This window comes from Kosakonia sp. CFBP8986 (assembly GCF_034044935.1).
GTDB classification, from domain to species: Bacteria; Pseudomonadota; Gammaproteobacteria; order Enterobacterales; family Enterobacteriaceae; genus Kosakonia; species Kosakonia cowanii.
This window is the reverse complement of the sequence record NZ_JAXCXB010000003.1, coordinates 536,343-563,029: the sequence shown is the minus strand read 5'-3', so window position 1 is coordinate 563,029 and position 26,687 is coordinate 536,343. Positions and strand designations below refer to the sequence as shown.

Annotated in this window: 22 protein-coding genes; 10 read left to right on the top strand and 12 right to left on the bottom strand. The window is 55.8% G+C overall.

Features of this window, described 5'->3' with window-relative positions:
• Positions 1-244 precede the first annotated feature (244 nt).
• The 4 genes from lpdA to pdhR all read right to left on the bottom strand — a co-directional run bounded on the left by lpdA (position 245) and on the right by pdhR (position 7,388).
• Positions 245-1,669, bottom strand: a complete 1,425-nt coding sequence (lpdA, locus tag SOM48_RS09320) for a dihydrolipoyl dehydrogenase (protein WP_042711868.1) — start codon at positions 1,667-1,669, stop codon at positions 245-247.
• A 202-nt stretch (positions 1,670-1,871) separates the two neighbouring features.
• A complete protein-coding gene (aceF, locus tag SOM48_RS09315) occupies positions 1,872-3,770 on the bottom strand; it encodes a pyruvate dehydrogenase complex dihydrolipoyllysine-residue acetyltransferase (RefSeq protein ID WP_054802810.1) in 1,899 nt (632 codons plus the stop codon).
• A gap of 14 nt (positions 3,771-3,784) precedes the next feature.
• A complete protein-coding gene (gene aceE, locus SOM48_RS09310) occupies positions 3,785-6,448 on the bottom strand; it encodes a pyruvate dehydrogenase (acetyl-transferring), homodimeric type (RefSeq protein ID WP_023480311.1) in 2,664 nt (887 codons plus the stop codon).
• 175 nt (positions 6,449-6,623) lie between these two features.
• Positions 6,624-7,388, bottom strand: coding sequence for a pyruvate dehydrogenase complex transcriptional repressor PdhR (gene pdhR / locus SOM48_RS09305; protein WP_023480248.1), 765 nt, complete (start codon positions 7,386-7,388; stop codon positions 6,624-6,626).
• A 539-nt stretch (positions 7,389-7,927) separates the two neighbouring features.
• On the opposite strand from pdhR, the gene aroP reads away from it, so the two are divergent.
• From aroP to SOM48_RS09290, 3 genes are all read left to right on the top strand, one after another.
• Positions 7,928-9,298, top strand: coding sequence for an aromatic amino acid transporter AroP (gene aroP, locus SOM48_RS09300; RefSeq protein WP_076768886.1), 1,371 nt, complete (start codon positions 7,928-7,930; stop codon positions 9,296-9,298).
• A 173-nt stretch (positions 9,299-9,471) separates the two neighbouring features.
• Positions 9,472-10,878, top strand: coding sequence for a glycoside-pentoside-hexuronide (GPH):cation symporter (locus SOM48_RS09295; RefSeq protein WP_094419368.1), 1,407 nt, complete (start codon positions 9,472-9,474; stop codon positions 10,876-10,878).
• Positions 10,878-11,828, top strand: a complete 951-nt coding sequence (locus SOM48_RS09290) for a glycoside hydrolase family 43 protein (RefSeq protein WP_320511834.1) — start codon at positions 10,878-10,880, stop codon at positions 11,826-11,828. The genes SOM48_RS09295 and SOM48_RS09290 overlap by 1 nt, the downstream gene beginning before the upstream one ends.
• Before the next feature lie 15 nt (positions 11,829-11,843).
• Here SOM48_RS09290 and ampE read toward each other — a convergent pair whose 3' ends face one another.
• On the bottom strand, positions 11,844-12,698 hold the full coding sequence (gene ampE, locus SOM48_RS09285) for a beta-lactamase regulator AmpE (protein WP_128483633.1): 855 nt from the start codon (positions 12,696-12,698) through the stop codon (positions 11,844-11,846).
• On the bottom strand, positions 12,695-13,258 hold the full coding sequence (ampD, locus tag SOM48_RS09280) for a 1,6-anhydro-N-acetylmuramyl-L-alanine amidase AmpD (protein ID WP_042713107.1): 564 nt from the start codon (positions 13,256-13,258) through the stop codon (positions 12,695-12,697). Before ampD ends, ampE begins: the two co-directional genes overlap by 4 nt.
• Before the next feature lie 129 nt (positions 13,259-13,387).
• Between ampD and nadC the strand changes: the two genes are divergently transcribed.
• The 4 genes from nadC (at position 13,388) to hofC (ending at position 17,488) form a co-directional block, all read left to right on the top strand.
• Positions 13,388-14,281, top strand: a complete 894-nt coding sequence (gene nadC / locus SOM48_RS09275; RefSeq protein ID WP_320511833.1) for a carboxylating nicotinate-nucleotide diphosphorylase — start codon at positions 13,388-13,390, stop codon at positions 14,279-14,281.
• Between the two features lie 176 nt (positions 14,282-14,457).
• Positions 14,458-14,892, top strand: a complete 435-nt coding sequence (ppdD, locus tag SOM48_RS09270) for a prepilin peptidase-dependent pilin (RefSeq protein ID WP_289744285.1) — start codon at positions 14,458-14,460, stop codon at positions 14,890-14,892.
• A gap of 9 nt (positions 14,893-14,901) precedes the next feature.
• Positions 14,902-16,296 carry a type II secretion system protein GspE gene (gene gspE, locus SOM48_RS09265; RefSeq protein WP_320511832.1) on the top strand — a complete coding sequence of 465 codons (1,395 nt, stop codon included), beginning with the start codon at positions 14,902-14,904 and terminating at the stop codon, positions 16,294-16,296.
• A complete protein-coding gene (gene hofC, locus SOM48_RS09260; RefSeq protein ID WP_320511831.1) occupies positions 16,286-17,488 on the top strand; it encodes a protein transport protein HofC in 1,203 nt (400 codons plus the stop codon). The genes gspE and hofC overlap by 11 nt, the downstream gene beginning before the upstream one ends.
• Positions 17,489-17,528: 40 nt before the next feature.
• On the opposite strand, the gene SOM48_RS09255 is transcribed toward hofC, so the two are convergent.
• Entirely contained in the window at positions 17,529-18,572 is a 1,044-nt protein-coding gene (locus tag SOM48_RS09255; RefSeq protein WP_320511830.1) for a GMP reductase, read from the bottom strand.
• A gap of 319 nt (positions 18,573-18,891) precedes the next feature.
• On the opposite strand from SOM48_RS09255, the gene coaE reads away from it, so the two are divergent.
• From coaE to yacG, 3 genes are read left to right on the top strand one after another with little or no spacing between them, the layout of a single operon-like run.
• Positions 18,892-19,512 carry a dephospho-CoA kinase gene (gene coaE / locus SOM48_RS09250; protein WP_320511829.1) on the top strand — a complete coding sequence of 207 codons (621 nt, stop codon included), beginning with the start codon at positions 18,892-18,894 and terminating at the stop codon, positions 19,510-19,512.
• On the top strand, positions 19,512-20,255 hold the full coding sequence (gene zapD / locus SOM48_RS09245; protein ID WP_042716639.1) for a cell division protein ZapD: 744 nt from the start codon (positions 19,512-19,514) through the stop codon (positions 20,253-20,255). Before coaE ends, zapD begins: the two co-directional genes overlap by 1 nt.
• Before the next feature lie 9 nt (positions 20,256-20,264).
• The gene (gene yacG / locus SOM48_RS09240) at positions 20,265-20,459 is read left to right on the top strand and encodes a DNA gyrase inhibitor YacG (RefSeq protein WP_076768890.1); all 195 of its coding nucleotides are present in this window, start codon (positions 20,265-20,267) and stop codon (positions 20,457-20,459) included.
• A 33-nt stretch (positions 20,460-20,492) separates the two neighbouring features.
• Here the strand turns inward: yacG and mutT are convergent, their stop codons facing one another.
• From mutT to ftsZ, 5 genes are all read right to left on the bottom strand, one after another.
• On the bottom strand, positions 20,493-20,885 hold the full coding sequence (gene mutT / locus SOM48_RS09235) for an 8-oxo-dGTP diphosphatase MutT (RefSeq protein WP_128483639.1): 393 nt from the start codon (positions 20,883-20,885) through the stop codon (positions 20,493-20,495).
• Positions 20,886-20,944: 59 nt separating this feature from the next.
• Entirely contained in the window at positions 20,945-23,650 is a 2,706-nt protein-coding gene (gene secA, locus SOM48_RS09230; RefSeq protein ID WP_320511848.1) for a preprotein translocase subunit SecA, read from the bottom strand.
• Between the two features lie 58 nt (positions 23,651-23,708).
• Positions 23,709-24,212, bottom strand: a complete 504-nt coding sequence (gene secM, locus SOM48_RS09225) for a secA translation cis-regulator SecM (RefSeq protein ID WP_206616703.1) — start codon at positions 24,210-24,212, stop codon at positions 23,709-23,711.
• Positions 24,213-24,493: 281 nt separating this feature from the next.
• Positions 24,494-25,411 carry a UDP-3-O-acyl-N-acetylglucosamine deacetylase gene (gene lpxC / locus SOM48_RS09220; protein ID WP_023480366.1) on the bottom strand — a complete coding sequence of 306 codons (918 nt, stop codon included), beginning with the start codon at positions 25,409-25,411 and terminating at the stop codon, positions 24,494-24,496.
• 100 nt (positions 25,412-25,511) lie between these two features.
• Complete coding sequence (gene ftsZ / locus SOM48_RS09215) at positions 25,512-26,660, bottom strand: cell division protein FtsZ (protein WP_007373153.1); 1,149 nt, start codon at positions 26,658-26,660, stop codon at positions 25,512-25,514.
• Positions 26,661-26,687: the final 27 nt, after the last annotated feature.

The following is a 26,687-nucleotide window of genomic DNA, read 5'->3' as shown; positions in this document are numbered from 1 at the left end:
CAAATGCGGCAAAGGCAGGACGGGAGCGATGAAACGCGGATAAGTGACAAAGTCCATGTCATGACGACGCCAGGCCACCCGCCTGAGGCGAGCGTGCCAATACTATTCTTAAGTGAGTTATCGGCTTCGTTATCAATTGGTTGAGGGCTAATTACCTACTAAATGTGGTGGTTCTGCGGCAGGAATAAAAAAAGCAGCCATATAGGCTGCTTTATTGTCGAACGCACACGCGGCGTGAAGAGGCTTATTTCTTCTTCGCTTTCGGGTTCGGCAGGTCAGTGATGCTACCTTCGAACACTTCTGCGGCCAGGCCAACAGATTCGTGCAGCGTCGGGTGCGCGTGGATGGTCAGCGCGATATCTTCTGCATCACAGCCCATTTCGATCGCCAGACCGATTTCACCCAGCAGCTCGCCGCCGTTGGTGCCGACAACCGCGCCACCAATAATACGGTGCGTCTCTTTGTCGAAAATCAGTTTGGTCATACCGTCTGCGCAATCGGAAGCGATAGCACGGCCAGAAGCTGCCCACGGGAAGGTGGCGGTTTCGTAGCTGATGCCTTTCTCTTTCGCTTCTTTCTCGGTCAGACCTACCCATGCCACTTCTGGCTCGGTATAGGCGATAGACGGGATCACTTTCGGATCGAAGTAGTGTTTCTTACCGGCGATAACTTCTGCGGCAACGTGGCCTTCATGCACGCCTTTGTGCGCCAGCATCGGCTGACCGACGATATCGCCGATAGCGAAGATGTGCGGCACATTGGTGCGCAGCTGTTTGTCGACGCGGATAAAGCCACGGTCGTCCACTTCCACGCCCGCTTTACCGGCGTCGAGGTTTTTACCGTTCGGCACACGGCCGATGGCGACCAGCACGGCGTCGTAACGCTGCGGTTCAGCCGGCGCTTTTTTGCCTTCCATCGTAACGTAGATACCGTCTTCTTTTGCTTCAACGGCGGTCACTTTGGTTTCCAGCATCAGGTTGAACTTCTTGCTGATGCGTTTGGTGAAGACTTTGACTACGTCTTTGTCTGCAGCCGGGATCACCTGGTCGAACATCTCAACCACGTCAATCTCTGAACCCAGCGCATGGTATACGGTGCCCATTTCCAGACCGATGATGCCGCCACCCATAACCAGCATACGCTTCGGTACGGATTTCAGCTCAAGCGCGCCGGTGGAGTCCCACACGCGCGGATCTTCATGCGGAATGAACGGCAGTTCAATCGGACGGGAACCCGCCGCGATGATGGCGTTGTCGAAGTTGATTACGGTTTTGCCGTTTTCGCCTTCCACTTCCAGGGTGTTCGCCCCGGTAAATTTACCCAGACCGTTAACCACTTTGACCTTACGGCCTTTTGCCATACCTGCGAGGCCGCCGGTCAGCTGGTTAATCACTTTGTCTTTCCAGGTGCGGATTTTGTCGATGTCGGTCTGCGGTTCGCCGAAGACGATGCCGTGCTCGGCCAGCGCTTTAGCTTCTTCAATCACTTTCGCGACGTGCAGCAGCGCTTTAGAAGGGATACAACCTACATTCAGACAAACACCGCCGAGGGTGTTGTAGCGTTCAACGATGACGGTTTCCAGACCTAAATCAGCGCAACGGAAGGCAGCAGAGTAACCTGCCGGGCCTGCCCCAAGTACGACGACCTGAGTTTTGATTTCAGTACTCATCATGACCTCATATTGATTTCCGGCGGTCAGGGGTACTTCATGTCGCCCTTCATCCACCGGGACGTTCTATCCGCCCGCAGTTTACAAAATTGTTAACATTTTTGAAACAACAAACGGCTAACGAATTGTCCTTTGCCTCTGATAACCCCAAAAGCGCTATGAGATTAGCAGAAAAAAGCCGGCCGTCAGGCCGGCTTTTCGATTACATCACCAGACGGCGAATGTCGGACAGCATGTTATTGATGATGGTGATAAAGCGCGCCCCATCAGCACCGTCAATCACACGGTGGTCGAAGGAGAGTGAAATCGGCATCATCAGACGCGGAACGAACTCTTTACCGTTCCACACTGGCTCCATCGCGGACTTGGAGACGCCCAGGATAGCCACTTCCGGCGCGTTCACAATCGGCGCGAAGTGGGTAGTACCCAGGCCGCCGATGCTGGAGATGGTGAAACAGCCGCCCTGCATTTCGCCGGCAGTCAGTTTACCATCACGCGCTTTCTTGGAGATCACGGTCAGTTCGCGGGACAGCTCGGTCACGCTCTTCTTGTTCACGTCTTTAAAGACCGGAACCACCAGGCCATTCGGGGTATCAACCGCGACACCGATGTTGATGTATTTTTTCAGCGTCAGACGCTGACCATCTTCGGACAGCGAGCTGTTGAAACGTGGCATCTGCTCAAGGGCCGCAGCAACGGCTTTCATGATGAAGACCACTGGGGTGAATTTCACGTCCAGTTTACGTTTCTCGGCTTCGGCGTTCTGCTGTTTACGGAACGCTTCCAGATCGGTGATATCGGTTTTGTCGAAGTGGGTAACGTGCGGGATCATCACCCAGTTACGGCTCAGGTTAGCACCAGAGATTTTCTGGATACGGCCCAGTTCCACTTCTTCGATTTCGCCGAACTTGCTGAAGTCCACTTTCGGCCACGGCAGCATGCCTGGCAGACCACCGCCGGTAGCGGCAGCAGGTGCGGATTCCGCGCGTTTCACCGCGTCTTTCACGTAAGCCTGAACGTCTTCGCGCAGGATGCGGCCTTTACGACCGGAGCCCTTCACTTTCGACAGGTTGACGCCGAATTCGCGCGCCAGGCGGCGGATCAGCGGAGTCGCATGGACGTAAGCGTCGTTCTCTGCGAAGTCAGATTTGCCTTCTGCTTTAGCCGGAGCCGCAGCAGCCGGTTTCTCAGCTTTTGCAGCCGGTGCCGGAGCCGCTTCCTGTTTCGCTGCCGGAGCAGCGGCAGGCGCAGCGCCTTCCACTTCGAAGACCATGATCAGCGAGCCGGTGGAGACTTTGTCGCCCACGTTCACTTTCAGCTCTTTTACCACGCCCGCGAACGGTGCCGGGACTTCCATCGAGGCTTTATCGCCTTCAACGGTGATCAGAGACTGTTCAGCAGAGACTTTATCGCCGACTTTGACCATCACTTCGGTCACTTCAACTTCGTCACCGCCGATATCCGGTACGTTAACGTCTTTCGCGCCCGCAGCCGCTGCCGGAGCAGAAGCCGCTTCTTCTTTGACCTGCGGTTTCGCGTCAGCAGCCGGTGCAGCACCTGCCACTTCGAAGACCATAATCAGAGAACCGGTGGAGACTTTATCGCCAGTGTTGACTTTGATCTCTTTCACGGTGCCAGCGAACGGCGCCGGAACTTCCATGGAGGCTTTGTCGCCTTCCACGGTGATCAGGGACTGCTCAGCGGTCACGCTGTCGCCCACTTTCACCAGAATTTCGGTCACTTCGACTTCATCACCGCCGATATCCGGCACGTGAACGTCTTTTGCGCTTGCAGCGGCCGGAGCAGCTGCTGCCGGCGCGGCTTCTTTCTTCTCTTCTGCCTGAGCAGGTGCAGCGTCAGCTGCACCGTCGGCGGAATCGAAAATCATGATCAGTTTACCGGTCTCGGTTTTGTCGCCGACAGAGACTTTGATCTCTTTCACGACGCCAGCCTGCGGAGACGGAACTTCCATAGAGGCTTTGTCGCCCTCTACGGTGATCAGCGACTGTTCAGCTTCAACTTTGTCGCCCACTTTGACCAGAATCTCGGTGATTTCTACTTCATCAGACCCGATGTCCGGTACGTTGATTTCGATAGCCATTGTCTCTTTACCTCTTACGCCAGACGCGGGTTAACTTTATCTGCATCGATGTTGAATTTGGTGATCGCTTCTGCCACCACTTTCTTGTCGATTTCGCCACGTTTAGCCAGTTCGCCCAGGGCTGCTACCACCACGTAAGAAGCATCAACTTCGAAGTGGTGACGCAGGTTTTCACGGCTGTCGGAACGACCGAAGCCATCGGTACCCAGTACGCGGTAATCATCAGCCGGTACATAAGTACGAACCTGTTCGGCGAACAGTTTCATATAGTCAGTAGATGCTACAGCCGGAGCGTCGTTCATCACCTGAGCGATGTACGGAACGCGCGGAGTTTCCAGCGGGTGCAGCATGTTCCAGCGTTCACAATCCTGGCCATCACGCGCCAGTTCAGTGAAGGAGGTGACGCTATAAACGTCAGAACCTACGCCGTAGTCGTTAGCCAGGATCTGCGCTGCTTCACGAACGTGACGCAGGATAGAACCGGAGCCCAGCAGCTGAACTTTACCTTTGTTACCCGCAACGGTTTCGAGTTTGTAGATACCTTTACGGATACCTTCCTCGGCGCCTTCCGGCATTGCCGGCATGTGGTAGTTTTCGTTCAGCGTGGTGATGTAGTAGTAAACGTTCTCTTGTTTCTCGCCGTACATGCGCTGCAGACCGTCATGCATGATGACCGCAACTTCGTAAGCGTAAGACGGATCGTAAGAGATACAGTTCGGGATAGTCAGCGACTGAATGTGGCTGTGACCATCTTCGTGCTGCAGACCTTCACCGTTCAGCGTCGTACGACCAGAAGTACCACCTACCAGGAAGCCGCGAGCCTGCTGGTCGCCGGCCTGCCAGCACAGGTCACCGATACGCTGGAAACCGAACATCGAGTAGTAGATGTAGAACGGAATCATCGGCAGGTTGTTGGTGCTGTAAGAGGTCGCAGCCGCCAGCCAGGATGCGCCAGCACCCAGTTCGTTGATACCTTCCTGCAGGATCTGGCCTTTCTCGTCTTCTTTGTAGTAAGCAACCTGCTCACGGTCCTGCGGGGTGTACTGCTGGCCGTTCGGGCTGTAAATACCAATCTGACGGAACAGACCTTCCATACCGAAGGTACGCGCTTCATCGGCGATGATCGGAACCAGGCGATCTTTGATCGACTTGTTCTTCAGCATCACGTTCAGGGCACGAACGAAGGCGATGGTGGTGGAGATCTCTTTGTTCTGCTCTTCCAGCAGCTGAGAGAAGTCTTCCAGCGCAGGCAGATCCAGTTTTTCGGTGAAGTTCGGCTGACGTGACGGCAGGTAGCCTTTCAGCGCCTGGCGACGTTCGTGCAGGTATTTGTGCTCTTCAGAGCCTTCAGCGAAGGTGAGGTAAGAGAGTTTTTCAACTTGCTCATCGGTCACCGGAACATTGAAGCGGTCGCGGATATAACGCACGCCGTCCATGTTCATTTTCTTCACCTGGTGGGCGATGTTTTTACCTTCGGCGGTGTCGCCCATGCCATAACCTTTAACGGTGTGGGCCAGGATGACAGTTGCTTTGCCTTTGGTTTCTTGCGCTTTTTTCAGTGCAGCGTAGATTTTCTTCGGATCGTGACCACCACGGTTCAGTGCCCAGATCTGCTCGTCGCTCCAGTCTGCAACCAGTGCGGCGGTTTCCGGGTATTTACCGAAGAAGTGCTCGCGAACGTACGCACCATCTTTCGATTTGAAGGTCTGGTAGTCGCCGTCAACGGTTTCGTTCATCAGCTGGATCAGTTTACCGCTGGTGTCTTTACGCAGCAGTTCGTCCCAACGAGAACCCCACATCACCTTGATCACGTTCCAGCCAGCACCTGCGAAGATGCCTTCCAGTTCGTTGATGATTTTGCCGTTACCGGTGACCGGGCCATCAAGACGCTGCAGGTTACAGTTGATGATGAAGCAGAGGTTGTCCAGTTTCTCACGGGTCGCGATAGTGATCGCACCTTTGGATTCCGGCTCATCCATCTCGCCATCGCCGAGGAAGGCGTAAACGGTCTGTTCAGAGGTATCTTTCAGACCACGGTGTTCCAGATATTTCAGGAACTTCGCCTGATAGATCGCACCAATCGGGCCCAGACCCATGGAAACGGTCGGGAACTGCCAGAATTCCGGCATCAGTTTCGGGTGCGGATAAGAAGAGAGGCCTTTACCGTGAACTTCCTGACGGAAGTTGTTCATCTGCTCTTCAGTCAGACGACCTTCAACAAATGCACGTGCGTACACGCCCGGAGAGATGTGGCCCTGGAAGTACACCAGATCGCCGCCGTCTTTCTCGTTACGAGCGCGGAAGAAATGGTTGAAGCAGACTTCGTAAATGGTTGCGGAAGACTGGAAGGAGGCCATGTGACCGCCCAGCTCGAGGTCTTTTTTAGACGCACGCAGAACCGTCATGATTGCGTTCCAGCGGATAGCTGAACGAATACGGCGTTCCAGTTCCAGATTGCCCGGGTATTCCGGTTCATCTTCAACGGCAATAGTGTTTACGTAGTTGCTCGCCCCTGTGCCAGCTGCCACTTTCACACCGCCTTTGCGGGCTTCAGAAAGGAGCTGGTCAATCAGATACTGAGCACGCTCAACACCTTCTTCACGGATGACCGATTCGATCGCCTGTAGCCAGTCGCGAGTTTCGATCGGATCCACGTCATTTTGTAAACGTTCTGACATGGGGGGTATTCCTTATCTATCTAATCGTTGATTGTCTGGAACCTGTCCCATTGCACTCTGACGGCCTGTAAAGGTTCGTAAAAATGCAATAAGACAGGTTCTGCGTTTAGTTGCCGCGCTCTAAAAATTGGCGCTGTTGTTACAACTCTTCCGGCACAATTTGCGCCAGAAAATTCTAATTCTTGCGCTGCTCCAGCCGACGCAGAGAGCGTTCACGACGACTCTGTTCACGGCTGCGATCCAGCAAAATCTCTTCGATAAACGCCAGATGGCGGTGCGACGCTTCACGCGCCTCTTCCGGTTTGCCAGCCATGATCGCGGCGAAGATACTCGCGCGATGGTTGCTGACCAGCGGTAGCATCTCGCGGCGGGCGTAGAGCAGTTCGAAGTTTTGACGAACGTTCTGCGCCAGCATTGGCTCCATGCAGCGTAGCAGATGAAGCAGGACTACATTATGTGCCGCTTCCGTTACGGCGATTTGATACTGCACGACCGCGCTGGACTCTGCGTCCAGATCGCCCGACTGTTGAGCCAGCTCAATGGCGCGATGCAGCTCGCCAATCCGCACTTTGTCTTCGTCGGTGCTGCGAAGCGCCGCGTAATAAGCAGCAATGCCTTCCAGTGCATGGCGCGTTTCGAGAAGATCAAATTGGGATTCGGGATGATCGGTCAGAAGCTCGACCAGCGGATCGCTGAAGCTCTGCCACAGACTGCTTTGGACAAAGGTCCCGCCACCCTGGCGACGTAGGAGCAGGCCTTTCGCTTCGAGACGCTGGATGGCCTCGCGCAGTGAAGGACGAGAAACGTCGAACTGTTTGGCCAGTTCGCGCTCTGGAGGAAGTTTTTCACCGGGACGGAGTGTGCCCTCGAGAATCAAAAACTCCAGTTGCTGCTCAATCACATCGGAAAGTTTAGGTTGGCGGATTTTGCTGTAGGCCATTGTTCCCTGTCTCTGCCACTCGCCCGGAGTAAATTGGTCTTACCAATTTCATATTGTTGACGCTAAAGTAACAAAGTATTCACCTTCTGTCCATACAGGTTTTGATTGAAATCAGGAAACCACGCACATTTTAACAAGCAAAGAGAAATGGCGTTTCAAAGATGTAACCTTACGCAAATGACTCGTTTACCCCTTAAGAGTGAGTTTTAACTTTCCCGAAACGCAAATTACTGGATGTGAACCGATTCAGTCGGTTTATAGATGATTTTTTATTCACTTCTGATGAATAAAAAGAGGGGTGTTTTGGTATGAGGGGGTAAGAGGGTTATTTGCGGGCGTTCTTTTTTTCGTCAGCTCGTCATAGACGCGTCATAAAGCAGATGCATTCCCGTTCGCTTACCACTATTCTTTGGCATGCGAAAGGTCTCAAGTCAAAATCATCCTGCCGCTTCGTAAAGCAAAAAATACATATAAATGGAACTTATTCATTACACGCTTAAACATAGCGTAAACATAATAACCACACACGAGGTTTCATAATGGAAGGTCAACAGCACGGCGATCAGCTAAAGCGCGGCCTTAAGAACCGCCATATACAGCTTATCGCGCTGGGCGGTGCTATTGGGACTGGGCTGTTTCTGGGCAGCGCGTCAGTCATCCAGTCGGCCGGTCCCGGCATTATTCTCGGCTACGCCATTGCCGGTTTTATCGCGTTTCTGATTATGCGCCAGCTCGGTGAGATGGTGGTCGAAGAGCCGGTTGCCGGCTCCTTCAGTCATTTCGCTTACAAATACTGGGGCAGTTTTGCCGGCTTCGCCTCCGGCTGGAACTACTGGGTGCTCTACGTGCTGGTCGCCATGGCCGAACTGACGGCGGTCGGTAAATATGTCCAGTTCTGGTGGCCGGAAATTCCTACCTGGGCTTCCGCTGCCGTCTTCTTTGTCGTTATCAACGCCATCAACCTGACCAACGTAAAAGTGTTCGGCGAGATGGAGTTCTGGTTTGCCATTATCAAAGTGGTGGCCGTGGTGGCGATGATCCTCTTCGGCGGCTGGCTGCTGTTTAGCGACAGCGCAGGCCCGCAGGCGACGGTTCGCAACTTATGGGAACAGGGCGGCTTCCTGCCGCACGGCATCGGCGGCCTGGTAATGATGATGGCGATCATCATGTTCTCCTTCGGCGGGCTGGAGCTGGTCGGTATCACCGCGGCGGAAGCGGATAACCCGGAGCAGAGCATTCCCAAAGCGACCAACCAGGTTATCTACCGCATTCTGATTTTCTATATCGGCTCGCTGGCTGTGCTGCTCTCCCTGCTGCCGTGGACCCGCGTAACGGCTGACACCAGCCCGTTTGTACTGATCTTCCATGAACTGGGCGACTCCTTTGTAGCCAATGCGTTGAATATCGTGGTACTGACGGCGGCGCTGTCGGTCTACAACAGCTGCGTTTACTGCAACAGCCGCATGCTGTTTGGCCTGGCCAAACAGGGCAACGCGCCGAAGATGCTGCAAAAAACCGACAAGCGCGGCGTGCCGGTCAACACCATCCTCGTCTCCGCGCTCTTCACCGCGCTCTGCGTGCTGATTAACTACCTCGCACCGGAATCCGCCTTTGGGCTGCTGATGGCGCTGGTGGTCTCCGCGCTGGTGATTAACTGGGCGATGATTAGCCTCGCACACATGCGTTTTCGTCGTGCGAAGCAGCAACAGGGCGTGAAACCGCGCTTCCCGGCGCTCTTCTACCCGCTGGGGAACTGGATCTGCCTGATCTTTATGGCGGCAGTGCTGGTTATCATGGTGATGACGCCGGGTATGGCGATCTCCGTGTGGCTCATCCCGGTATGGATTGCCATTCTTGGCGTCGGTTACCTGGTACGACAGAAAAATGCAAAAGCGGTAAAAGCACACTGATCCCCTTCTGCCCTCCCCTCTCCCGCCCGGGAGAGGGTTTGTTAAACCAATGTTAACTTCCTCACACTTTCTTTTACGTAGCTATATTGTCCATCTCTGCGGCGTGATCCTGCTACGCAAATAAAAATTTACAGGCGAATAATCGAACTCATACCTCAGAGGGAGACCCGTCGATGGACACCACTAAACTGTCTGTTAAAGAGAAGATTGGTTATGGCATGGGCGACGCCGGATGCAACATCATCTTTGGCGCCATCATGCTGTTTGTGAACTATTTCTACACCGATATCTTCGGTCTGGCTCCCGCGCTGGTTGGCGTGCTGCTGCTGTCGATTCGCGTTATTGATGCCATTACCGACCCGTTAATGGGCGCGCTGGCCGACCGCACGCAAAGCAAATATGGCCGTTTTCGCCCGTGGCTACTGTGGATTGCGGTGCCTTACGCGGTCTTTAGCGTGCTGATGTTTACCACGCCGGAGTGGACCTACAGCAGCAAAGTTATCTATGCCTTTGTCACCTACTTCCTGCTCTCGCTCACCTATACCGCTATCAATATTCCCTACTGCTCACTGGGTGGCGTTATCACCAACGATCCGAAAGAGCGCGTGGCCTGCCAGTCTTACCGCTTTGTGATGGTTGGTATCGCGACGCTGCTGCTGTCGCTGACGCTGCTGCCAATGGCGGAGTGGTTCGGCGGCGCAGATAAAGCCAAGGGCTACCAGATGGCGATGACGGTGCTGGCATTTATCGGCATGTGTATGTTCCTGTACTGCTTTGCTACTGTGCGCGAGCGTGTGCGCCCGGCGGTGCCGACCAATGACGATCTGAAGAAAGATTTCCGCGACGTGTGGAAGAACGATCAATGGGTGCGCATTCTGCTGCTGACGCTGTGCAACGTCTGCCCCGGCTTTATCCGTATGGCCGCCACCATGTACTACGTCACCTGGGTGATGCAGGAGAGCACCCACTTCGCCACGCTGTTTATCAGCCTCGGCGTGGTCGGCATGATGTTCGGTAGCATGCTGGCAAAAGTGCTGACCGACCGCTGGTGCAAACTGAAAGTCTTCTTCTGGACCAATATCGCGCTGGCGATCTTCTCCTGCGGCTTCTACTTCCTTGACCCGCGCGCGACGGTGATGATTGCGGTGCTCTACTTCCTGCTCAACATCCTGCACCAGATCCCCTCCCCGCTGCACTGGTCGCTGATGGCCGATGTCGATGACTACGGCGAGTGGAAAACCGGCAAACGTATCACCGGCATCAGCTTTTCCGGCAACCTCTTCTTCCTGAAAGTCGGGCTGGCGGTAGCGGGCGCGATGGTTGGTTTCCTGCTCTCCTGGTATGGCTACGACGCCGGTGCCAAACAGCAGAGCGCCAGCGCTATCAACGGCATTATGCTGCTGTTTACGGTGATCCCGGGCGTCGGTTATCTCATCACCGCAGGCGTTGTCCGTCTGTTGAAAGTAGACCGTGAATTGATGAAACAGATCCAGGCGGATCTGGAAAAACGCCGCATTAACTACCACGAACTGAGCGACAGCCAGCGCGTACCGGCGGCGAAAAACGTAAGGAATGCATAATGAAAACCTGGCCGAACCCCTTTATTGAACAGCGCGCAGACCCGTTTATTTTGCGCCATCAGGAACACTACTACTTTGTCGCCTCGGTGCCGGAGTACGACCGCCTCGAGATCCGCCGCGCCGCCACGCTCGACGGGCTGCGCAGCGCCGAAGGAGTGGTCGTGTGGCGTAAACCGCAAAGCGGGCCGATGAGCGAGCTTATCTGGGCACCCGAACTGCATCATATTGAGGGCAAATGGTATTTGTACTTTGCCGCCGCCGGAACAAAGGCGCTCGATAAGCTGAATATGTTCCAGCACCGCATGTTTGTGCTGGAGTGCGCGGACGCCGATCCGCTCAGCGGAGAGTGGGTTGAAAAAGGCCAGGTTAAGACGCCATTCGACACCTTTGCGCTGGATGCCACCACCTTTATGCATCAGGGCAAGCGCTGGTATTTGTGGGCGCAAAAAGCGCCGGATATTGCGGGCAACTCCAATCTCTATCTGGCGGAGATGGAAAACCCATGGACGCTGAAAGGCGAGCCGGTGATGTTAAGCAAACCGGAGTTCGAGTGGGAATGCCGCGGCTTTCTGGTTAACGAAGGCCCGGCGGTGCTGTTTCACGAAGATAAGCTCTTTATCAGCTATTCCGCCAGCGCAACGGACGAGAACTACTGCATGGGGCTGCTGTGGATCGATCTCGACGCCAACCCGCTTGCGCCACAAAACTGGCATAAATCGCCAGAGCCGGTGTTTAAAACCAGTTATGAAAATCGCCAGTATGGACCGGGACACAACAGCTTTACGCAGACGCCGGAGGGGGAAGATGTGCTGGTGTATCACGCGCGTAACTACACCGAAATTGAGGGCGATCCGCTCTACGATCCCAACCGCCATACGCGGCTGAAAACGATTCGCTGGCAGGAAAACGGGATGCCTGATTTCGGCATCCCGGCGGCGGATAATCAGTAAAGCGGCGGCACGCGGTTACATCAGCGTGCCGTAAATCGTCAGTAACGCCACCACCACGACCACGGCAAACGAGGTCTTCTTCGCCATCGACACCGCCGCTTTCGGCGTGGCGACCTTATCGTGATGCGGCTCGCGCGCCAGCGAGAACTGTGCCAGCCGCGTTAACACATGGTATTGCGAGGTGTGGGTATCACCGAGCGAGGCAAACCAGGCCGGCAGTGCTTTCTCACCATGACCAATCAACGCATAGACCACGCCCGCAAGGCGCACCGGCACCCAATCGAGCAGATGTAAAATCGCGTCGATGCCCGATTGCTGCCGCTCGGTCGGCGTCTGGAAGCGCGCCAGCCAATACTGCCAGGCGCGCAAAAAGGCATACCCGACCAGCAATACTGGCCCCCAGGGGCCACCCACCACAAACCAGAACAGCGGCGCGAGATAGAAGCGGAAGTTGATCCACAGCAGCGCATTCTGCAACTCGCGCAGGAACTCGCGCTCGTCGCAACCGGGCGGCACGCCGTGAATCAGCGTCAGCTCACTGGCCATCGCCATATGGGCGCGGCTGTCGTTTCGCGCCGCCGCTTTCAGATAGGCATGGTAGTGCAACCGCACTTTGCCCGCGCCGATGCACAGCAGGCCAATCAGGATCCACACCACCAGCAGCGGGACGTTGAAAAACAGCCCCAACAGCGCGCGCAGAATCAGGAAGGTCACCAGCATGGCTAACGCCGTCATTAACAGCGTTCTCAGCATCGAATAGCGCTTGATGCGCCGGAACAGCACCTCCAGCCGGTGATCCAGTTGCCAGTGCTCTCCCAGTTTAAACAGCCGCTCCGCTGCCAGCACCAGCAGCATGGTGAATAACGTCATGGCTTCTCCTTTTCTGACAACGCGGCGACCAGGGCACGAAATTTGGCCCAGTCAAACGCAGGGCCGGGGTCGGTCTTGCGTTCAGGCGCGATATCGCTGTGTCCGGTCATATTGTCGGCAATCGCCGGGTAAAGCTCAATCACCGTTCGTGTCACCGCCGCCAGTTGGCGGTACTGCGCGTCGGTATACGCCAGATCGTCCGTTCCCTCAAGCTCAATACCGATTGAGAAATCGTTGCAGCGCTCGCGCCCCTGATAAGAGGAGACGCCCGCATGCCAGGCGCGCTTATCGAAAGGTACATATTGCACGATTTCTCCGTCGCGGCGAATCAGACAGTGCGCAGAAACGCGAAGATGAGCAATGCCGGCAAAATAGGGATCGGCGCTGGGATCCAGCGTGCCGGTAAAGAGTGCGTCAATCCACGGGCCGCCAAACTCGCCGGGTGGCAGGCTAATATTATGTACCACTAACAGTGATGGCGACTCATCGTCCGGGCGGCAATCATAATGCGGAGAGGGCACATGCCGCGCCTCTACCAGCCAACCCTTGCGTAACTGCATAAGGAACTCCTTATAGAGGATGGTGCTGAAACACGCTTCAGAGTAGCATGCTTAGGCCGCCTCCCATAATGCCGGAGCTGCACAACCAAACGCTAACTTTGTGATTCGTTACACTTTTTGGAGCCTATCATGCCGCCTCGCCGCTACAATCCCGACCTTCGCCGTGACACGTTGCTCAAACGCATCGAACTGGATATTCCTGCCGCCGTCGCGCTGGCATTGCGTGAAGATCTGGGTGGAGAAGTCGATGCGAATAACGACATTACCGCGCAATTATTACCGCCAGAAAATCGCTCCCATGCGGTAGTGATCACCCGTGAAGAGGGGGTGTTCTGCGGTAAACGCTGGGTTGAAGAGGTGTTTATACAGCTGGCGGGCGACGACGTGACGCTCACCTGGCACGTTGCGGATGGCGACACGGTGCAGGCCGATCAGCCGCTGTTTGAACTTGATGGCCCTTCGCGTGTGCTACTCACCGGTGAACGTACGGCGCTCAACTTCGTCCAGACGCTCTCCGGCGTCGCCAGCGCGGTGCGCAACTATGTCGCCCTGCTGGAGGGCACTAAAACGCAGCTGCTTGATACGCGCAAAACCCTGCCCGGCCTGCGCACGGCGCTGAAATATGCGGTGCTGTGCGGCGGCGGTGCGAACCATCGTCTTGGGCTTTCCGATGCGTTTTTGATCAAAGAGAACCACATTATCGCCGCAGGCTCAGTGCGCAACGCGGTGGAGAAGGCCTTCTGGCTGCACCCCGATGTGCCGGTTGAGGTTGAAGTCGAAACACTGGAAGAGTTTGACGACGCGCTGAAGGCAGGAGCGGATATCATCATGCTGGATAACTTCGTGCCCGAGCAGATGCGCGAAGCAGTCAAACGGGCCAATGGCCAGGCAAAACTCGAAGTTTCGGGCAACGTTACCGAGCAGACGCTGCGCGAATTTGCGCAAACCGGTGTCGATTACATCTCTGTTGGCGCGCTGACCAAACACGTTCGCGCCCTCGATCTGTCGATGCGTTTTCGCTGATCTGCGGCCACTCTCACGGGCCGCTGGCCCGTTTTTTGCGGCTCATCTCGCAACTAAACTGGTCTGTTGTGCAACAGCGGTAAAAACGCCGGAAGCCACTTTCCGGGCTGCTCTTTTGCCACTCGCCCCGCTTTTCACCCCCTGACACAGTAACGGCTCTGCATAAGGAGCCGTCTATGAACAGACAACACGGATTTACCCTCATTGAGCTGATGGTGGTGATTGGCATCGTCGCCATTCTGAGCGCCATCGGCATTCCCGCCTATCAAAACTACCTGCGTAAAGCAGCGTTAACGGACATGCTGCAAACTTTTGTTCCCTATCGCACCGCCGTCGAGCTCTGCGCGCTGGAGCGCGGCGGCGTCGATAACTGCGACGCCAGCAGCAACGGTATCCCCGCACCGACGACAACACGTTATGTCGCCGCGCTCAGCGTTGCCAAAGGCGTGGTCTCGCTCACCGGCCAGGAGAGCCTTAACGGTTTAAGCGTGGTGATGACGCCGCAGTGGAGCAGCGCCGATGGCATCCAGGGCTGGACACGCAGCTGTAACACCGAGGCAGACAGCGCGTTGCAGCAGGCGTGCGAAGACGTTTTCCGTACCGGTCGATAAGGATATCTGATGAAAGAGAACAAACTTGAGGCGCTGTGCCGCCGCCATAACGCGGCCTTACTGAGCAAGGATGATGACGCGCTGGTTATCGCGGTTGTAGGTAGTCCGAGCATGGAGCTAATGGAGTCGCTCAGTTTTGTTGCCCAACAGCGCGTTGATATTCGCTGCTGGACACAGGAGGAGATGGAAAAGCATCAACAGCTCGCCACGCAGGCGCTACCCGCCACGCATGCCACGCTCACCGAAGAGAGCGGCTCGGCGGTCGAGATCATCAACCATACGCTGCAACAGGCACTGATGCTGCGCGCATCAGATATCCATTTCGAGCCGGGCGAGACGCACTACGCGATCCGCCTGCGAGTGGATGGCGTGTTGCATCCGCTGTCGCCCCTGCCCTGCACACTCTCCGATACCCTGACCGCCCGCTTAAAAGTGATGGGCAATCTGGATATCGCCGAGCGGCGGCTGCCGCAGGATGGGCAGTTCACCGTAACCCTCGCCGATCAGCCGGTGTCGTTTCGTATTGCCACACTGCACTGCCGCCACGGCGAGAAAGTGGTGCTGCGGCTGCTGCACCAGGTGAACCAGGCGCTGGCACTGCCCGCGCTCGGCATGACTGACGCGCAGCTGGCACAGTTCAACGCCGCGCTGGCGCAGCCGCAAGGTTTACTGCTGGTAACCGGTCCCACGGGCAGCGGAAAAACCGTCACGCTCTACAGCGCGTTGCAGGCGCGAAATAAGCCGGAGGTTAATCTTTGCAGCGTGGAAGATCCGGTGGAGATCCCGCTGGCGGGTCTGAATCAAACACAGATAGCCCCACGCGCAGGGCTCACTTTTCAGAGCGTGCTGCGTGCCCTGCTGCGCCAGGATCCCGATGTCATTATGGTCGGCGAAATCCGCGATGGTGAAACCGCCGAGATTGCTATCAAGGCCGCGCAGACGGGCCACCTGGTGCTGTCGACGCTGCATACCAACTCCACCAGCGAAACGCTGGTGCGGATTGAGCAGATGGGCGTGGCGCGCTGGATGATCTCTTCGGCGTTATCGCTGGTGGTTGCCCAGCGGCTGGTGCGTAAGCTCTGCCCCCACTGCCGCAAGCTGGCGACAGAGAGCATTCATCTGCCTGATAACGTCTGGTCACGCCCACTCCCACGCTGGCGCGCTCAGGGGTGTGAAGCCTGTTACCACGGTTTCTACGGCCGAGTGGCGCTGTTTGAGATCCTCAACATCACACCGCCGATTCGCCAGGCGATTGCCAGCGGCATGAGCGTGAACGAGATTGAGCAGTGCGCGCGTGAAGAGGGCATGACAACGCTTTTTCACCATGGCTGCCAGGCGGTTGAACAGGGGCTGACGACCTTTGAGGAGCTGGTACGGATATTGGGCTACCCGCATGGCGAGTAGGCAACTCTGGCAATGGTCGGGGCTAGATGATAGCGGTGAACTACATGAGGGGCTGCTCTGGAGTGTAAGCCGTGACGCGGCGGTATTATGCCTGTTGCAACAGCAGTGCCATCCGTTGAAGCTGAAACGTCGAGCGGTGCGCGCACGTCTGTGGAGCCCCGAGCAGAGCACGCCGCTGCTCAACCAGCTTGCCACCCTGCTTCAGGCCGGGCTGACACTGCCGGAAGGGTTACAGCTGATGGCGGAGCAGCATCCGGCCAGGCAGTGGCAGGCGCTGCTCCGCAGCCTGTCAGCGGCACTCGAAGAAGGGGAAACCTTCTCTGCGGCGCTGCGTCAGTGGCCGGAAGTCTTTCCGCCGCTCTGGCAGGCGATGATCCGCACCGGTGAACTGACCGGCAAGCTGGACGAGTGCTGCTTCAGGCTCGCTGCGCAGCAAAAAGCGCAGCATGAACTGAAGCTGAAGGTGAAAAAAGCGCTGCGCTACCCGCTGATTATTCTGTCGCTGACCGCGGCGGTGGTGCTGGCGATGATCTACCTGGTGCTGCCGGAGTTCGCCGCCATCTACCAGACTTTCAATACGCCGCTGCCAGCATTAACGCGCGGCATCATTGCGGGAGCGGGGATAATCAAACAGTGCGCCCTGCCTTTTGTTCTGGTTAGTGTGCTGGCAGGTGCGCTACTGCTGCGGCTACGTAGTCACGACAACTGGCTAAGTGCCTGTCAGCGGTTGCTGCTTGCCAGCCCAATTATCGGGCCGCTGGTGCGTGGGCAGCGCCTGAGCCAGATCTTTACCGTCTTGTCGCTGACCCAGCGTGCCGGTATTGTCTTTTTACAGGGACTGGAGAGCGTGACCGAAACGGTGGTCTGCCCCTACTGGCGAGATCTGTTAGTGCGGGCGCAGCGGGAGATAACCGAGGGCGCGCCGATATTTGCCGCATTAAAAGCGAGCGGTGAGTTTCCGCCGCTTTGCATACAGCTGGTGCGAACCGGGGAGCTGTCAGGCGCACTCGACAGCATGCTGGATAATCTGGCGCAGTATTACAGTGAACAGACGCAGCGTCAGGCGGACGGGCTGGCGGCCGTGCTGGAGCCGCTGATGCTGGTGGTGACAGGGATAATCATTGGTGTGCTGGTGGTGGCAATGTACCTGCCCATCTTTCATCTTGGCGATGCGATGGGCGGTACAGGCTGATGGCGGTACAACACGTTAAGCCGCGTTTACCGCAAGCCGTTTAGAGGCTGTTGAAAACGCGGTTTTCCTGCTCCTGAACGCGAATAAAGGTGGTGCGTTTGGTCAGCTCTTTCAGACGAGAGGCACCGACGTAAGTGCAGGCGGAACGTAAACCACCGAGAATATCGCGCGCGGTAGTCTCAACCGGGCCACGCAGCGGAAGCTTAACGGTTTTGCCTTCAGCAGCACGGTAGCCTGCCACGCCACCAACGTGACGGTTCATCGCGGACTCAGAACTCATGCCGTAGAAAAGCATAAACTTCTCGCCGTTCTCTTCCATCAGCGTGCCGCCGCTCTCTTCATGGCCTGCCAGCATACCGCCGAGCATCACGAAGTCTGCGCCGCCGCCAAACGCTTTGGCAACGTCGCCCGGCACGGTGCAACCGCCGTCGCTGACGATCTGGCCGCCGAGGCCGTGCGCTGCATCGGCACACTCGATAACCGCAGAGAGCTGCGGGTAACCGACGCCGGTTTTCACGCGCGTCGTGCAGACAGAGCCAGGGCCAATGCCCACTTTGACGATATCGGCGCCGGAGAGGATCAGCTCTTCGCACATTTCGCCGGTTACGACGTTGCCCGCGCAGATGGTTTTGTCCGGCCAGGCTTCACGTGCCTTAGCCAAAAACTGCACGAAGTGTTCGGAGTAGCCGTTAGCAACGTCGATGCAGACAAAATTGAGCGAGGAATGCAGCGCGAGAATCTGTTTGGTTTTTTCAAAATCGGCATCGGAGGTGCCGGTTGAAACCATCACATGGCGCAGCACAGAGTCGGCCTGTGCCTGCACAAATGCGCGCCACTCCTCAACGGAGTAGTGCTTGTGTACGGCAGTCAGGATATCGAACGAGGCGAGCGCTTTCGCCATGGCGAATGTCCCTACGGTATCCATATTGGCAGCGATAACCGGTACGCCGGACCAGCGCATTCCTGAGTGCTTGAAAGTGAATTCGCGCTCCAGTTCAACATCGGAACGGCTTTTAAGAGTGGAACGTTTAGGGCGGATAAGAACGTCTTTGAAACCTAACTTCAAATCTTCTTCGATACGCATGTAGGGATTCCTGGGGTTAATGGCGCTAAGACAAACTCACAACTCCAGTGACGCTATCATACGCACTAATAAGGGCCGCGCAAGACTGCGAAAATCTCTTTTTTTACGCTACAATCCTATAAATTTACCTGGTGAATATGCCAGTTTCAGTTAATTGATTTCTTTATTGTCTGATTGATTTTCAACTTACTGATTCCTATAAATAAAAAAAGAGTGGCTTTGCTTTTTTTCACGCTAAGTCTGCTGCGGTTTCGTTGTGATGAGTGACGAAAATAACAGCAGAGAATGAGTCTGGCAGCCCCTTACAGGATTGAGTGTTATGAAGTATAAGGTCGCGTTAACGGGCGGTATTGGCAGCGGTAAAAGTACCGTGGCGGACGCGTTCGCCGAACAGGGCACTAACGTTATCGATGCGGACGTTATTGCACGCCAGGTCGTCGAACCCGGCACCCCTGCGCTACGCGCTATTGCCGAAAAGTTCGGCGATGAAATGATCCTCGCGGACGGTTCACTCAACCGTCGTTTAATGCGCGAACATATTTTTGCCTCTGACGTCGATAAGCGCTGGCTCAACGGCTTGCTGCACCCGCTTATCCAGCAAGAGACCGAGCGTCAGATGGCACAGGCGACATCACCTTATGTGCTGTGGGTCGTCCCTCTGCTGGTGGAGAACCAGCTTTACCACAAAGCCGATCGGGTATTAGTCATTGACGTTCCGGTTGAGACGCAAATTTTACGCACCATGCGCCGTGACGGCGTGACCCGCGAACATGCTGAACAGATCCTCGCCGCGCAGGCTACGCGCGATGCGCGGCTTGCCGTCGCGGATGATGTCATTGACAATAATGGCGCACCAGATGCAATCGCATCGGATGTTGCCCGCCTGCACGCGCACTATCTCGCTCTCGCCGCGCAGGCCGTATCACAGGAAAAACCGTAATGCACACCCACATCCTTTTTGAACATCCGCTGAATGAAAAGATGCGCACCTGGCTGCGTGTCGAGTTCTTACTGCAACAACTCTCCGTCCATCTGCCCGTCAGCGATCATGCCGGCGCGCTGCACTTCTTCCGTAACGTGGGCGATCTGCTGGATGTGTTCGAGCGCGGTGACACCCGTACTGAATTGTTGAAAGAGCTGGAGCGCCAGCAGCGTAAGCTGCAAGCCTGGAGCGAAGTGCCGGGCGTCGATCCCAGGCGTATTGAAGAGATCCGCCAACAGCTTAAAGCGAGCGGTGCCGTGCTGATGAATGCGCCGCGCATCGGTCAGATGTTACGTGAGGATCGGCTGATTGCGCTGGTGCGCCAGCGCTTAAGCATCCCCGGCGGCTGCTGTAGCTTCGATCTGCCGACGCTGCATATGTGGTTACACTTACCGCAGGAGCAACGCGATGCGCAGGTCAATTACTGGCTGGAGAGCCTTGAACCGCTGCGCGCTACCCTGACATTAATCCTCGATCTGATCCGCAATGCCGCCCCGTATCGTCGCCAGACCAGTCTGAACGGTTTCTACCAGGATAACGGTGATGATGCCGATCTGCTGCGTCTGCAACTGCCGCTTGACGCGCGGCTTTACCCGCAAATCTCCGGCCATAAAAGCCGCTTTGCCATTCGTTTTATGCCCCTCGATAGCGAACACGGCACGGTGCCGGAGCGGCTCGATTTTGAATTAGCCTGCTGTTAAGGAACCCTGATGACTGATAAGACAATTGTGAATTGCCCGACCTGCGGCAAACCTGTGGTGTGGGGCGAAGCCAGCCCGTATCGCCCTTTTTGCTGCAAACGCTGCCAGTTGATTGATCTTGGCGAATGGGCTGCGGAAGAGAAACGTATCCCCAGCGCAGGCGATCTCTCTGACAGCGATGAGTGGAGCGAAGAGCAACAGTAATCCCGGCTGCCCGCTGGCTGAAGGTCAGCGGGCCTAGCTCAGCGCAATCAGTTTTGTAATGACCGGTTCGTTAGCGGGGGGAAAATCTTCCGCTTTCAGCGCACTCTGCGCAATCCACTCGCCCGGCTGCCCCTCTTTACCCCACGGCTCGCCCTGCCATTTGTCCACCAGCCAGAACCAGAGCGTGATATGGCGGTCGGGGAATTCATACTCCAGCTTATCGAACAGTGTGGCGCTTTGCGCGGTGATGCCTACTTCTTCCTGAAGTTCACGGATCATCGCCTGCTCCGGCGTTTCACCCGCTTCGATTTTGCCGCCGGGGAATTCGCGCATGTTTGCCATATGCGCATCGGCCGCGCGCCGGGTAATAAAGATTTCGCCCTGTGGATTACGAATAATACCGACGGCGATGTTGAGTATTTTCATGCTGATGACTCCATAAAAAAGGCGCAGATCTCTGCGCCTTTTCATCAGTTAGTTAGCCGTTATGCGAGACGGCCATGGCACTGTTTATATTTCTTACCAGAACCGCACGGGCAAGGATCGTTCCGGCCAACTTTGCGCTCGCCGGATTGATCGGCAAGTGCAGCGGCGGCAGCGGCTTCATCGTCCTGATGGCTTAGCTGCTGCATCTGTGCCAGACGCTCTGCCTCTTCGCGGCGCTGCTGCTCCATCGCTTCAACTTCTTCCGGCATGCGCACCTGCACCTTGCTCAGGGTGCTGATCACTTCATACTTCAGTGACTCCAGCATCGCGGCGAACATGGCGAAGGATTCACGCTTGTACTCCTGCTTCGGATCTTTTTGCGCGTAGCCGCGCAGATGGATCCCCTGACGCAGATAATCCATCGCCGCCAGGTGCTCTTTCCACAAGGAGTCGAGGGTTTGCAGCATGACGCCTTTTTCGAAGTGACGCATCATCTCCGCGCCAACCACTTCCTCTTTACGCTGATAGGTCTCTACCGCGCTCTGCAGAATACGCTCACGCAGCGTCTCTTCATGCAGGTTCGGCTCTTTATCGAGCCACTCCGCAATCGGCAGTTCGAGGTCGAAATCATTTTTCAGACGCTCCTGCAGGCCAGGAATATCCCACATCTCTTCCAGAGACTGCGGCGGAATGTGCCCGTCGATGGTCGCTTTGAAGACATCTTCACGAATGCTGTTGATGGTTTCGCTCACGTCGGTCACATCCAGCAGCTCGTTACGCTGGGTGTAGATTGCGCGACGCTGATCGTTCGCCACATCATCATATTCCAGCAGCTGCTTACGGATATCGAAGTTGCGGCTTTCCACTTTACGCTGCGCGTTGGCAATCGCTTTTGTCACCCATGGGTGCTCAATCGCTTCGCCCGGCTTCATGCCTAACTTACGCATCATACCGGAGACGCGATCGGAGGCGAAAATACGCATCAGCGCATCTTCCATCGAGAGGTAGAAACGGGAAGAACCCGCATCGCCCTGACGACCGGAACGGCCACGCAGCTGGTTATCAATACGGCGCGATTCGTGGCGCTCGGTACCGATGATGTGCAGACCACCTGATGCCAGCACCGCGTCATGGCGTTTCTGCCACTCGGCTTTCAGCTCTGCAACCTGCTCAGGGGTCGGATCGACCAGCTCGGCCAGCTCAGACTGCCAGCTACCGCCCAGCACGATATCGGTACCACGACCTGCCATGTTGGTGGCGATAGTGACCGCGCCCGGATAACCGGCCTGCGCCACAATATCCGCCTCTTTGGCGTGGAACTTGGCGTTCAGAACGTTATGTTTGATGCCCGCTTTGGTTAACTCATTCGATACCACTTCTGATTTTTCAATCGAGATGGTACCGACCAGCACCGGCTGACCGTTGGCGGTACGCTCTTTGATATCTTCGATGATCGCCTGGATTTTTTCCGCTTCGGTCATATAGACCAGATCCGCCATATCTTTACGGATCATCGGGCGGTTAGTCGGCACAACCACGGTATCGAGCTTGTAGATGGAGCTGAATTCAAACGCTTCGGTATCTGCGGTACCGGTCATACCGGCCAGTTTTTCATAAAGACGGAAGTAGTTCTGGAAGGTGATAGAAGCCAGGGTCTGGTTTTCGTTCTGGATCTCAACGCCTTCTTTAGCTTCAACGGCCTGGTGCAGGCCATCGGACCAGCGGCGGCCCTGCATCGTACGACCGGTGTGCTCATCAACGATGATTACTTCACCCTCTTTCACGATGTAATCAACATCGCGGGTAAAGAGCACATGGGCGCGCAGCGCGGCGGTAACGTGATGCATCAGCATGATGTTGGTCGGGGAGTAAAGCGACTCACCCTCCTCCATGATGCCCTCTTTCACCAGCAGCTCTTCAATCAGTACCAGACCGCGCTCGGTCAGGGTAACCTGACGCGCTTTTTCGTCGACAGAGAAGTGGCCTTCGCCCTGGAAGGTGTCAGAGTCCTCTTTCTCCTGGCGCACCAGGTGAGGAATGATTTTGTTCACTTTTTTGTAGAGATCGGAGCTATCTTCCGCCGGACCAGAGATGATAAGCGGCGTACGCGCTTCATCGATCAGGATGGAGTCCACTTCATCCACCAGCGCATAGTGCAGCTTACGCTGAACGCGCTCTTCCGGGCTGAACGCCATGTTGTCGCGCAGGTAGTCGAAGCCATATTCGTTGTTGGTACCGTAGGTGATATCGGCGGCGTAAGCTTCGCGTTTCGCGACAGACGGCATGCCAGGCAAGTTGATGCCGACGGTCAGGCTGAGGAACTCGAACAGCGGACGGTTGTTTTCGGCGTCACGCTGCGCCAGATAGTCGTTGACGGTCACCACGTGCACGCCTTTGCCGCTCAGCGCGTTGAGGTAGGCCGGCAGGGTTGCGGTCAGGGTTTTACCTTCACCGGTGCGCATCTCGGCGATGCAGCGATCGTTAAGCACCATGCCGCCAAGCAGCTGCACATCAAAGTGGCGCATGCCGAAGACGCGTTTACTGGCTTCGCGTACCACCGCAAAGGCTTCCGGCAGCAGGGAGTCAACGCTTTCGCCCTTCTCAAGACGCGCGCGGAACTCTACCGTCTTCCCTTTCAGCTCATCATCGCTGAGCTTCTCAAGGGCCGGTTCCATGGCATTAATCTGGTTGACGGTTTTACGCATACGGCGCAGCGTACGATCGTTGCGGCTACCGAATACTTTTGTTAACAAATTTAGCATGATAAAAATCTCTGATACTCCGCTCAGCGAAGCGAAAAAAAATGGATGAATAGGGCTTTTTTTAGCTGAGGGAGTATGGCCCGGCGCGGATCCCCTGCGCCTGGCTAATCCAGTTCGAGACACTGAACGTCGCGAATGGTGTAAAAGAGAGGCGAGCTGCAAGGCGTACAATCGCCGGCGGCTTGCTTTCGACGTTAAGCAGCGCGCTTAACGTATCGAGCAGGGCAAGATGGTGTGCCTGAATCGGCAAAGGCTCTTCCGTTGCGGCGGCCAGCGTTTGCGGCGCCATGGCGAACGAAAGATGACGAATAACGGTGCGGATGGCGTGCTGATGCCAGTAATCGACGGTGAAGTTCGGACGGCGTTTCGCTTCCAGGAGCGCGAGGCTGGTAAAATTCGCCGTAGTTGCCGAAGCGTGATTGCGCGTTGTTTCGCGCGTGGCGTGGGTTTCGGTATTACTGGCAAGCGCGGGCAAGCCAAAACTCGCCGCGACCATCCCTAATAAGAGATGCGGCCAGAAATAGCGTCTGCCAAATTGTCGCCAACGCGTCAGTATTCCGCTCACTTGCTCCACCAAAAAAGACGCGTCCATGATGTTGCGTCTATGAAAGTCGATTGCGCCCAAATCTTATCACTAATGCCGCCGCCACACAGCAGGAAACAGGCCTGACGCACGTGAAAACTGGCGAGGAAAGCAGCAATCAAACGCAGGATCGCAGTGTTGAAAATATTTCCGGAAAGATTAGTCGTAAAGAGAGGGTTTTGCGGTGCGCAAAAAGAAAAACGACTGGTTCCCCTGACCGGAGAGAGTGCCAGGTTAACCAGTCGATTTTTTAGGTTATGGCGTTATGCCAGAACCATTGAAGGTGCTTTGAATGCCAGCGGCAGTTCAGCTTCGTCTTCGAAGGTCACATATTCCCAGGCTTCCTGTTTTGCCAGAACAGCCTGCAGAAGTTTGTTGTTCAGCGCATGACCGGATTTATAAGCGGTAAACGCACCGATAATGTTGTGACCACACATAAAGAGGTCGCCGATTGCATCGAGCATTTTGTGGCGCACGAATTCATCTTCGAAACGCAGGCCGTCTTCGTTCAGTACGCGATAATCGTCAACTACGATGGCACAATCGAAGCTTCCGCCCAGGCACAGGCCGCGGGACTGAAGATATTCGATATCACGCATGAAACCGAAGGTGCGCGCGCGGCTAATCTGGCGCATAAATGCGTCGGCAGAGAAGTTCATCGCGTAGCGTTGCGTGCTGGCATCAATCGCCGGGTGGTTGAAGTCGATGGTGAAATCGAGCGTAAAACCGTTATGCGGTTTGAACTCGGCCCACTTATCGCCATCTTCAACGCGCACCGTCTCTTTGATGCGAACGAATTTCTTGGCGCTGTTCAGCTCCTCGACCCCTGCGTCAAGCAACAGGTATACGAACGGTGCTGCACTGCCATCCATAATTGGAATTTCCGGTGCATCGACTTCGACAATAATGTTGTCGATACCCAGCCCCGCCAGAGCCGCATTTAAGTGCTCGACGGTGGAAATCCGCACGTCATGCTCGTTGACCAGACAAGTACAGAGCATAGTATCACGCACAGATTTAGCATCAGCCGGAAAGTCTACCGGTGGATTTAAGTCAGTGCGACGATAGATGACCCCGGTATTTGCCGGCGCAGGGCGCAACGTCAGTGTGACTTTCTTGCCGGTATGTAAACCGACACCAGTCGCCTGAACGATACGTTTAAGAGTCCTTTGTTTGATCATCGTATAATCTCGCCTTATTACCAATCCAACCAAATTGTATAACACAATGGGTGGGCCAGTTTAGCACAAAGAGCGAACATGCCCAAATTCCAGCAAATTCTTAGTCCGCCTGCTTGCGCAGAAACGCCGGAATATCCAGATAATCGGGCTCTTTCGTGGTCTGCGGCGTATTGTCGTTAACCACTTTCGCCGGCTTCTGCTCCTGCTGCATCGGCTGCATGCCGTGCTGCTGGTAGCGATCCATTACCGGTTGCTGCGCCTGCTTGTTGGTTACCAGAGTGATCTCAGGACGCTTGTCCATACCGATACCGGTGGCAACAACGGTCACGCGCAGTTCGTCGTTCATATCCGGGTCAAGAGAAGTACCGATAACCACCGTCGCGTTGTCAGAAGCGAACGCACGAATGGTGTTACCAACGGTCTCGAACTCATCCAGACGCAGGTCGAAGCCCGCGGTGATGTTAACCAGCACACCACGCGCGCCAGAGAGGTCGATATCTTCCAGCAGCGGGCTGGAGATCGCCATTTCTGCCGCTTCTTCCGCACGATCTTCACCGCTTGCCACACCGGAGCCCATCATCGCGTAGCCCATTTCGGACATCACGGTGCGCACGTCGGCGAAGTCAACGTTCATCAGACCCGGACGGGTAATCAGCTCGGCGATACCCTGCACTGCGCCTTTCAGCACGTCGTTTGCCGCGCCAAACGCGTCAAGCAGAGAGATACCGCGACCCAACACTTTCAGCAGCTTGTCGTTCGGAATAGTGATCAGGGAATCGACATGTTTTGAGAGCTCAGTAATACCCTGCTCTGCAAAGGCCATGCGCTTCTTGCCTTCAAAGTTGAACGGCTTGGTCACCACCGCAACGGTCAGAATGCCTAAGTCTTTAGCGACTTCAGCTACCACAGGCGCCGCACCGGTACCGGTACCGCCACCCATGCCCGCTGCGATAAAGACCATATCAGCGCCTTCCAGCGCAGCGCGCAGCGCTTCACGATCTTCTTCAGCCGCATTACGACCGACTTCAGGGTTAGCCCCTGCGCCCAGACCTTTGGTGATACCGCCACCGATCTGAATGGTCTGCCCTACCGCTGTCTTACGCAACGCCTGGGCGTCGGTATTCACCGCGAAGAACTCAACCCCTTCGATGCGCTCGCGCACCATATGCTCTACGGCATTACCGCCGCCGCCACCGACGCCGATGACTTTAATCACCGCGTCGTTGGTTAATTCCATTGGTTCAAACATAATCTCTCTCCGTCTTTACGCCTCATC

Coding starts and splice junctions, on each gene's coding strand:
- lpdA (WP_042711868.1), bottom strand. CDS start 1,669: ATGAGTACTGAAATCAAAACTCAGGTCGTCGTACTTGGGGCAGGCCCG.
- aceF (WP_054802810.1), bottom strand. CDS start 3,770: ATGGCTATCGAAATCAACGTACCGGACATCGGGTCTGATGAAGTAGAA.
- aceE (WP_023480311.1), bottom strand. CDS start 6,448: ATGTCAGAACGTTTACAAAATGACGTGGATCCGATCGAAACTCGCGAC.
- pdhR (WP_023480248.1), bottom strand. CDS start 7,388: ATGGCCTACAGCAAAATCCGCCAACCTAAACTTTCCGATGTGATTGAG.
- aroP (WP_076768886.1), top strand. CDS start 7,928: ATGGAAGGTCAACAGCACGGCGATCAGCTAAAGCGCGGCCTTAAGAAC.
- SOM48_RS09295 (WP_094419368.1), top strand. CDS start 9,472: ATGGACACCACTAAACTGTCTGTTAAAGAGAAGATTGGTTATGGCATG.
- SOM48_RS09290 (WP_320511834.1), top strand. CDS start 10,878: ATGAAAACCTGGCCGAACCCCTTTATTGAACAGCGCGCAGACCCGTTT.
- ampE (WP_128483633.1), bottom strand. CDS start 12,698: ATGACGTTATTCACCATGCTGCTGGTGCTGGCAGCGGAGCGGCTGTTT.
- ampD (WP_042713107.1), bottom strand. CDS start 13,258: ATGCAGTTACGCAAGGGTTGGCTGGTAGAGGCGCGGCATGTGCCCTCT.
- nadC (WP_320511833.1), top strand. CDS start 13,388: ATGCCGCCTCGCCGCTACAATCCCGACCTTCGCCGTGACACGTTGCTC.
- ppdD (WP_289744285.1), top strand. CDS start 14,458: ATGAACAGACAACACGGATTTACCCTCATTGAGCTGATGGTGGTGATT.
- gspE (WP_320511832.1), top strand. CDS start 14,902: ATGAAAGAGAACAAACTTGAGGCGCTGTGCCGCCGCCATAACGCGGCC.
- hofC (WP_320511831.1), top strand. CDS start 16,286: ATGGCGAGTAGGCAACTCTGGCAATGGTCGGGGCTAGATGATAGCGGT.
- SOM48_RS09255 (WP_320511830.1), bottom strand. CDS start 18,572: ATGCGTATCGAAGAAGATTTGAAGTTAGGTTTCAAAGACGTTCTTATC.
- coaE (WP_320511829.1), top strand. CDS start 18,892: ATGAAGTATAAGGTCGCGTTAACGGGCGGTATTGGCAGCGGTAAAAGT.
- zapD (WP_042716639.1), top strand. CDS start 19,512: ATGCACACCCACATCCTTTTTGAACATCCGCTGAATGAAAAGATGCGC.
- yacG (WP_076768890.1), top strand. CDS start 20,265: ATGACTGATAAGACAATTGTGAATTGCCCGACCTGCGGCAAACCTGTG.
- mutT (WP_128483639.1), bottom strand. CDS start 20,885: ATGAAAATACTCAACATCGCCGTCGGTATTATTCGTAATCCACAGGGC.
- lpxC (WP_023480366.1), bottom strand. CDS start 25,411: ATGATCAAACAAAGGACTCTTAAACGTATCGTTCAGGCGACTGGTGTC.
- ftsZ (WP_007373153.1), bottom strand. CDS start 26,660: ATGTTTGAACCAATGGAATTAACCAACGACGCGGTGATTAAAGTCATC.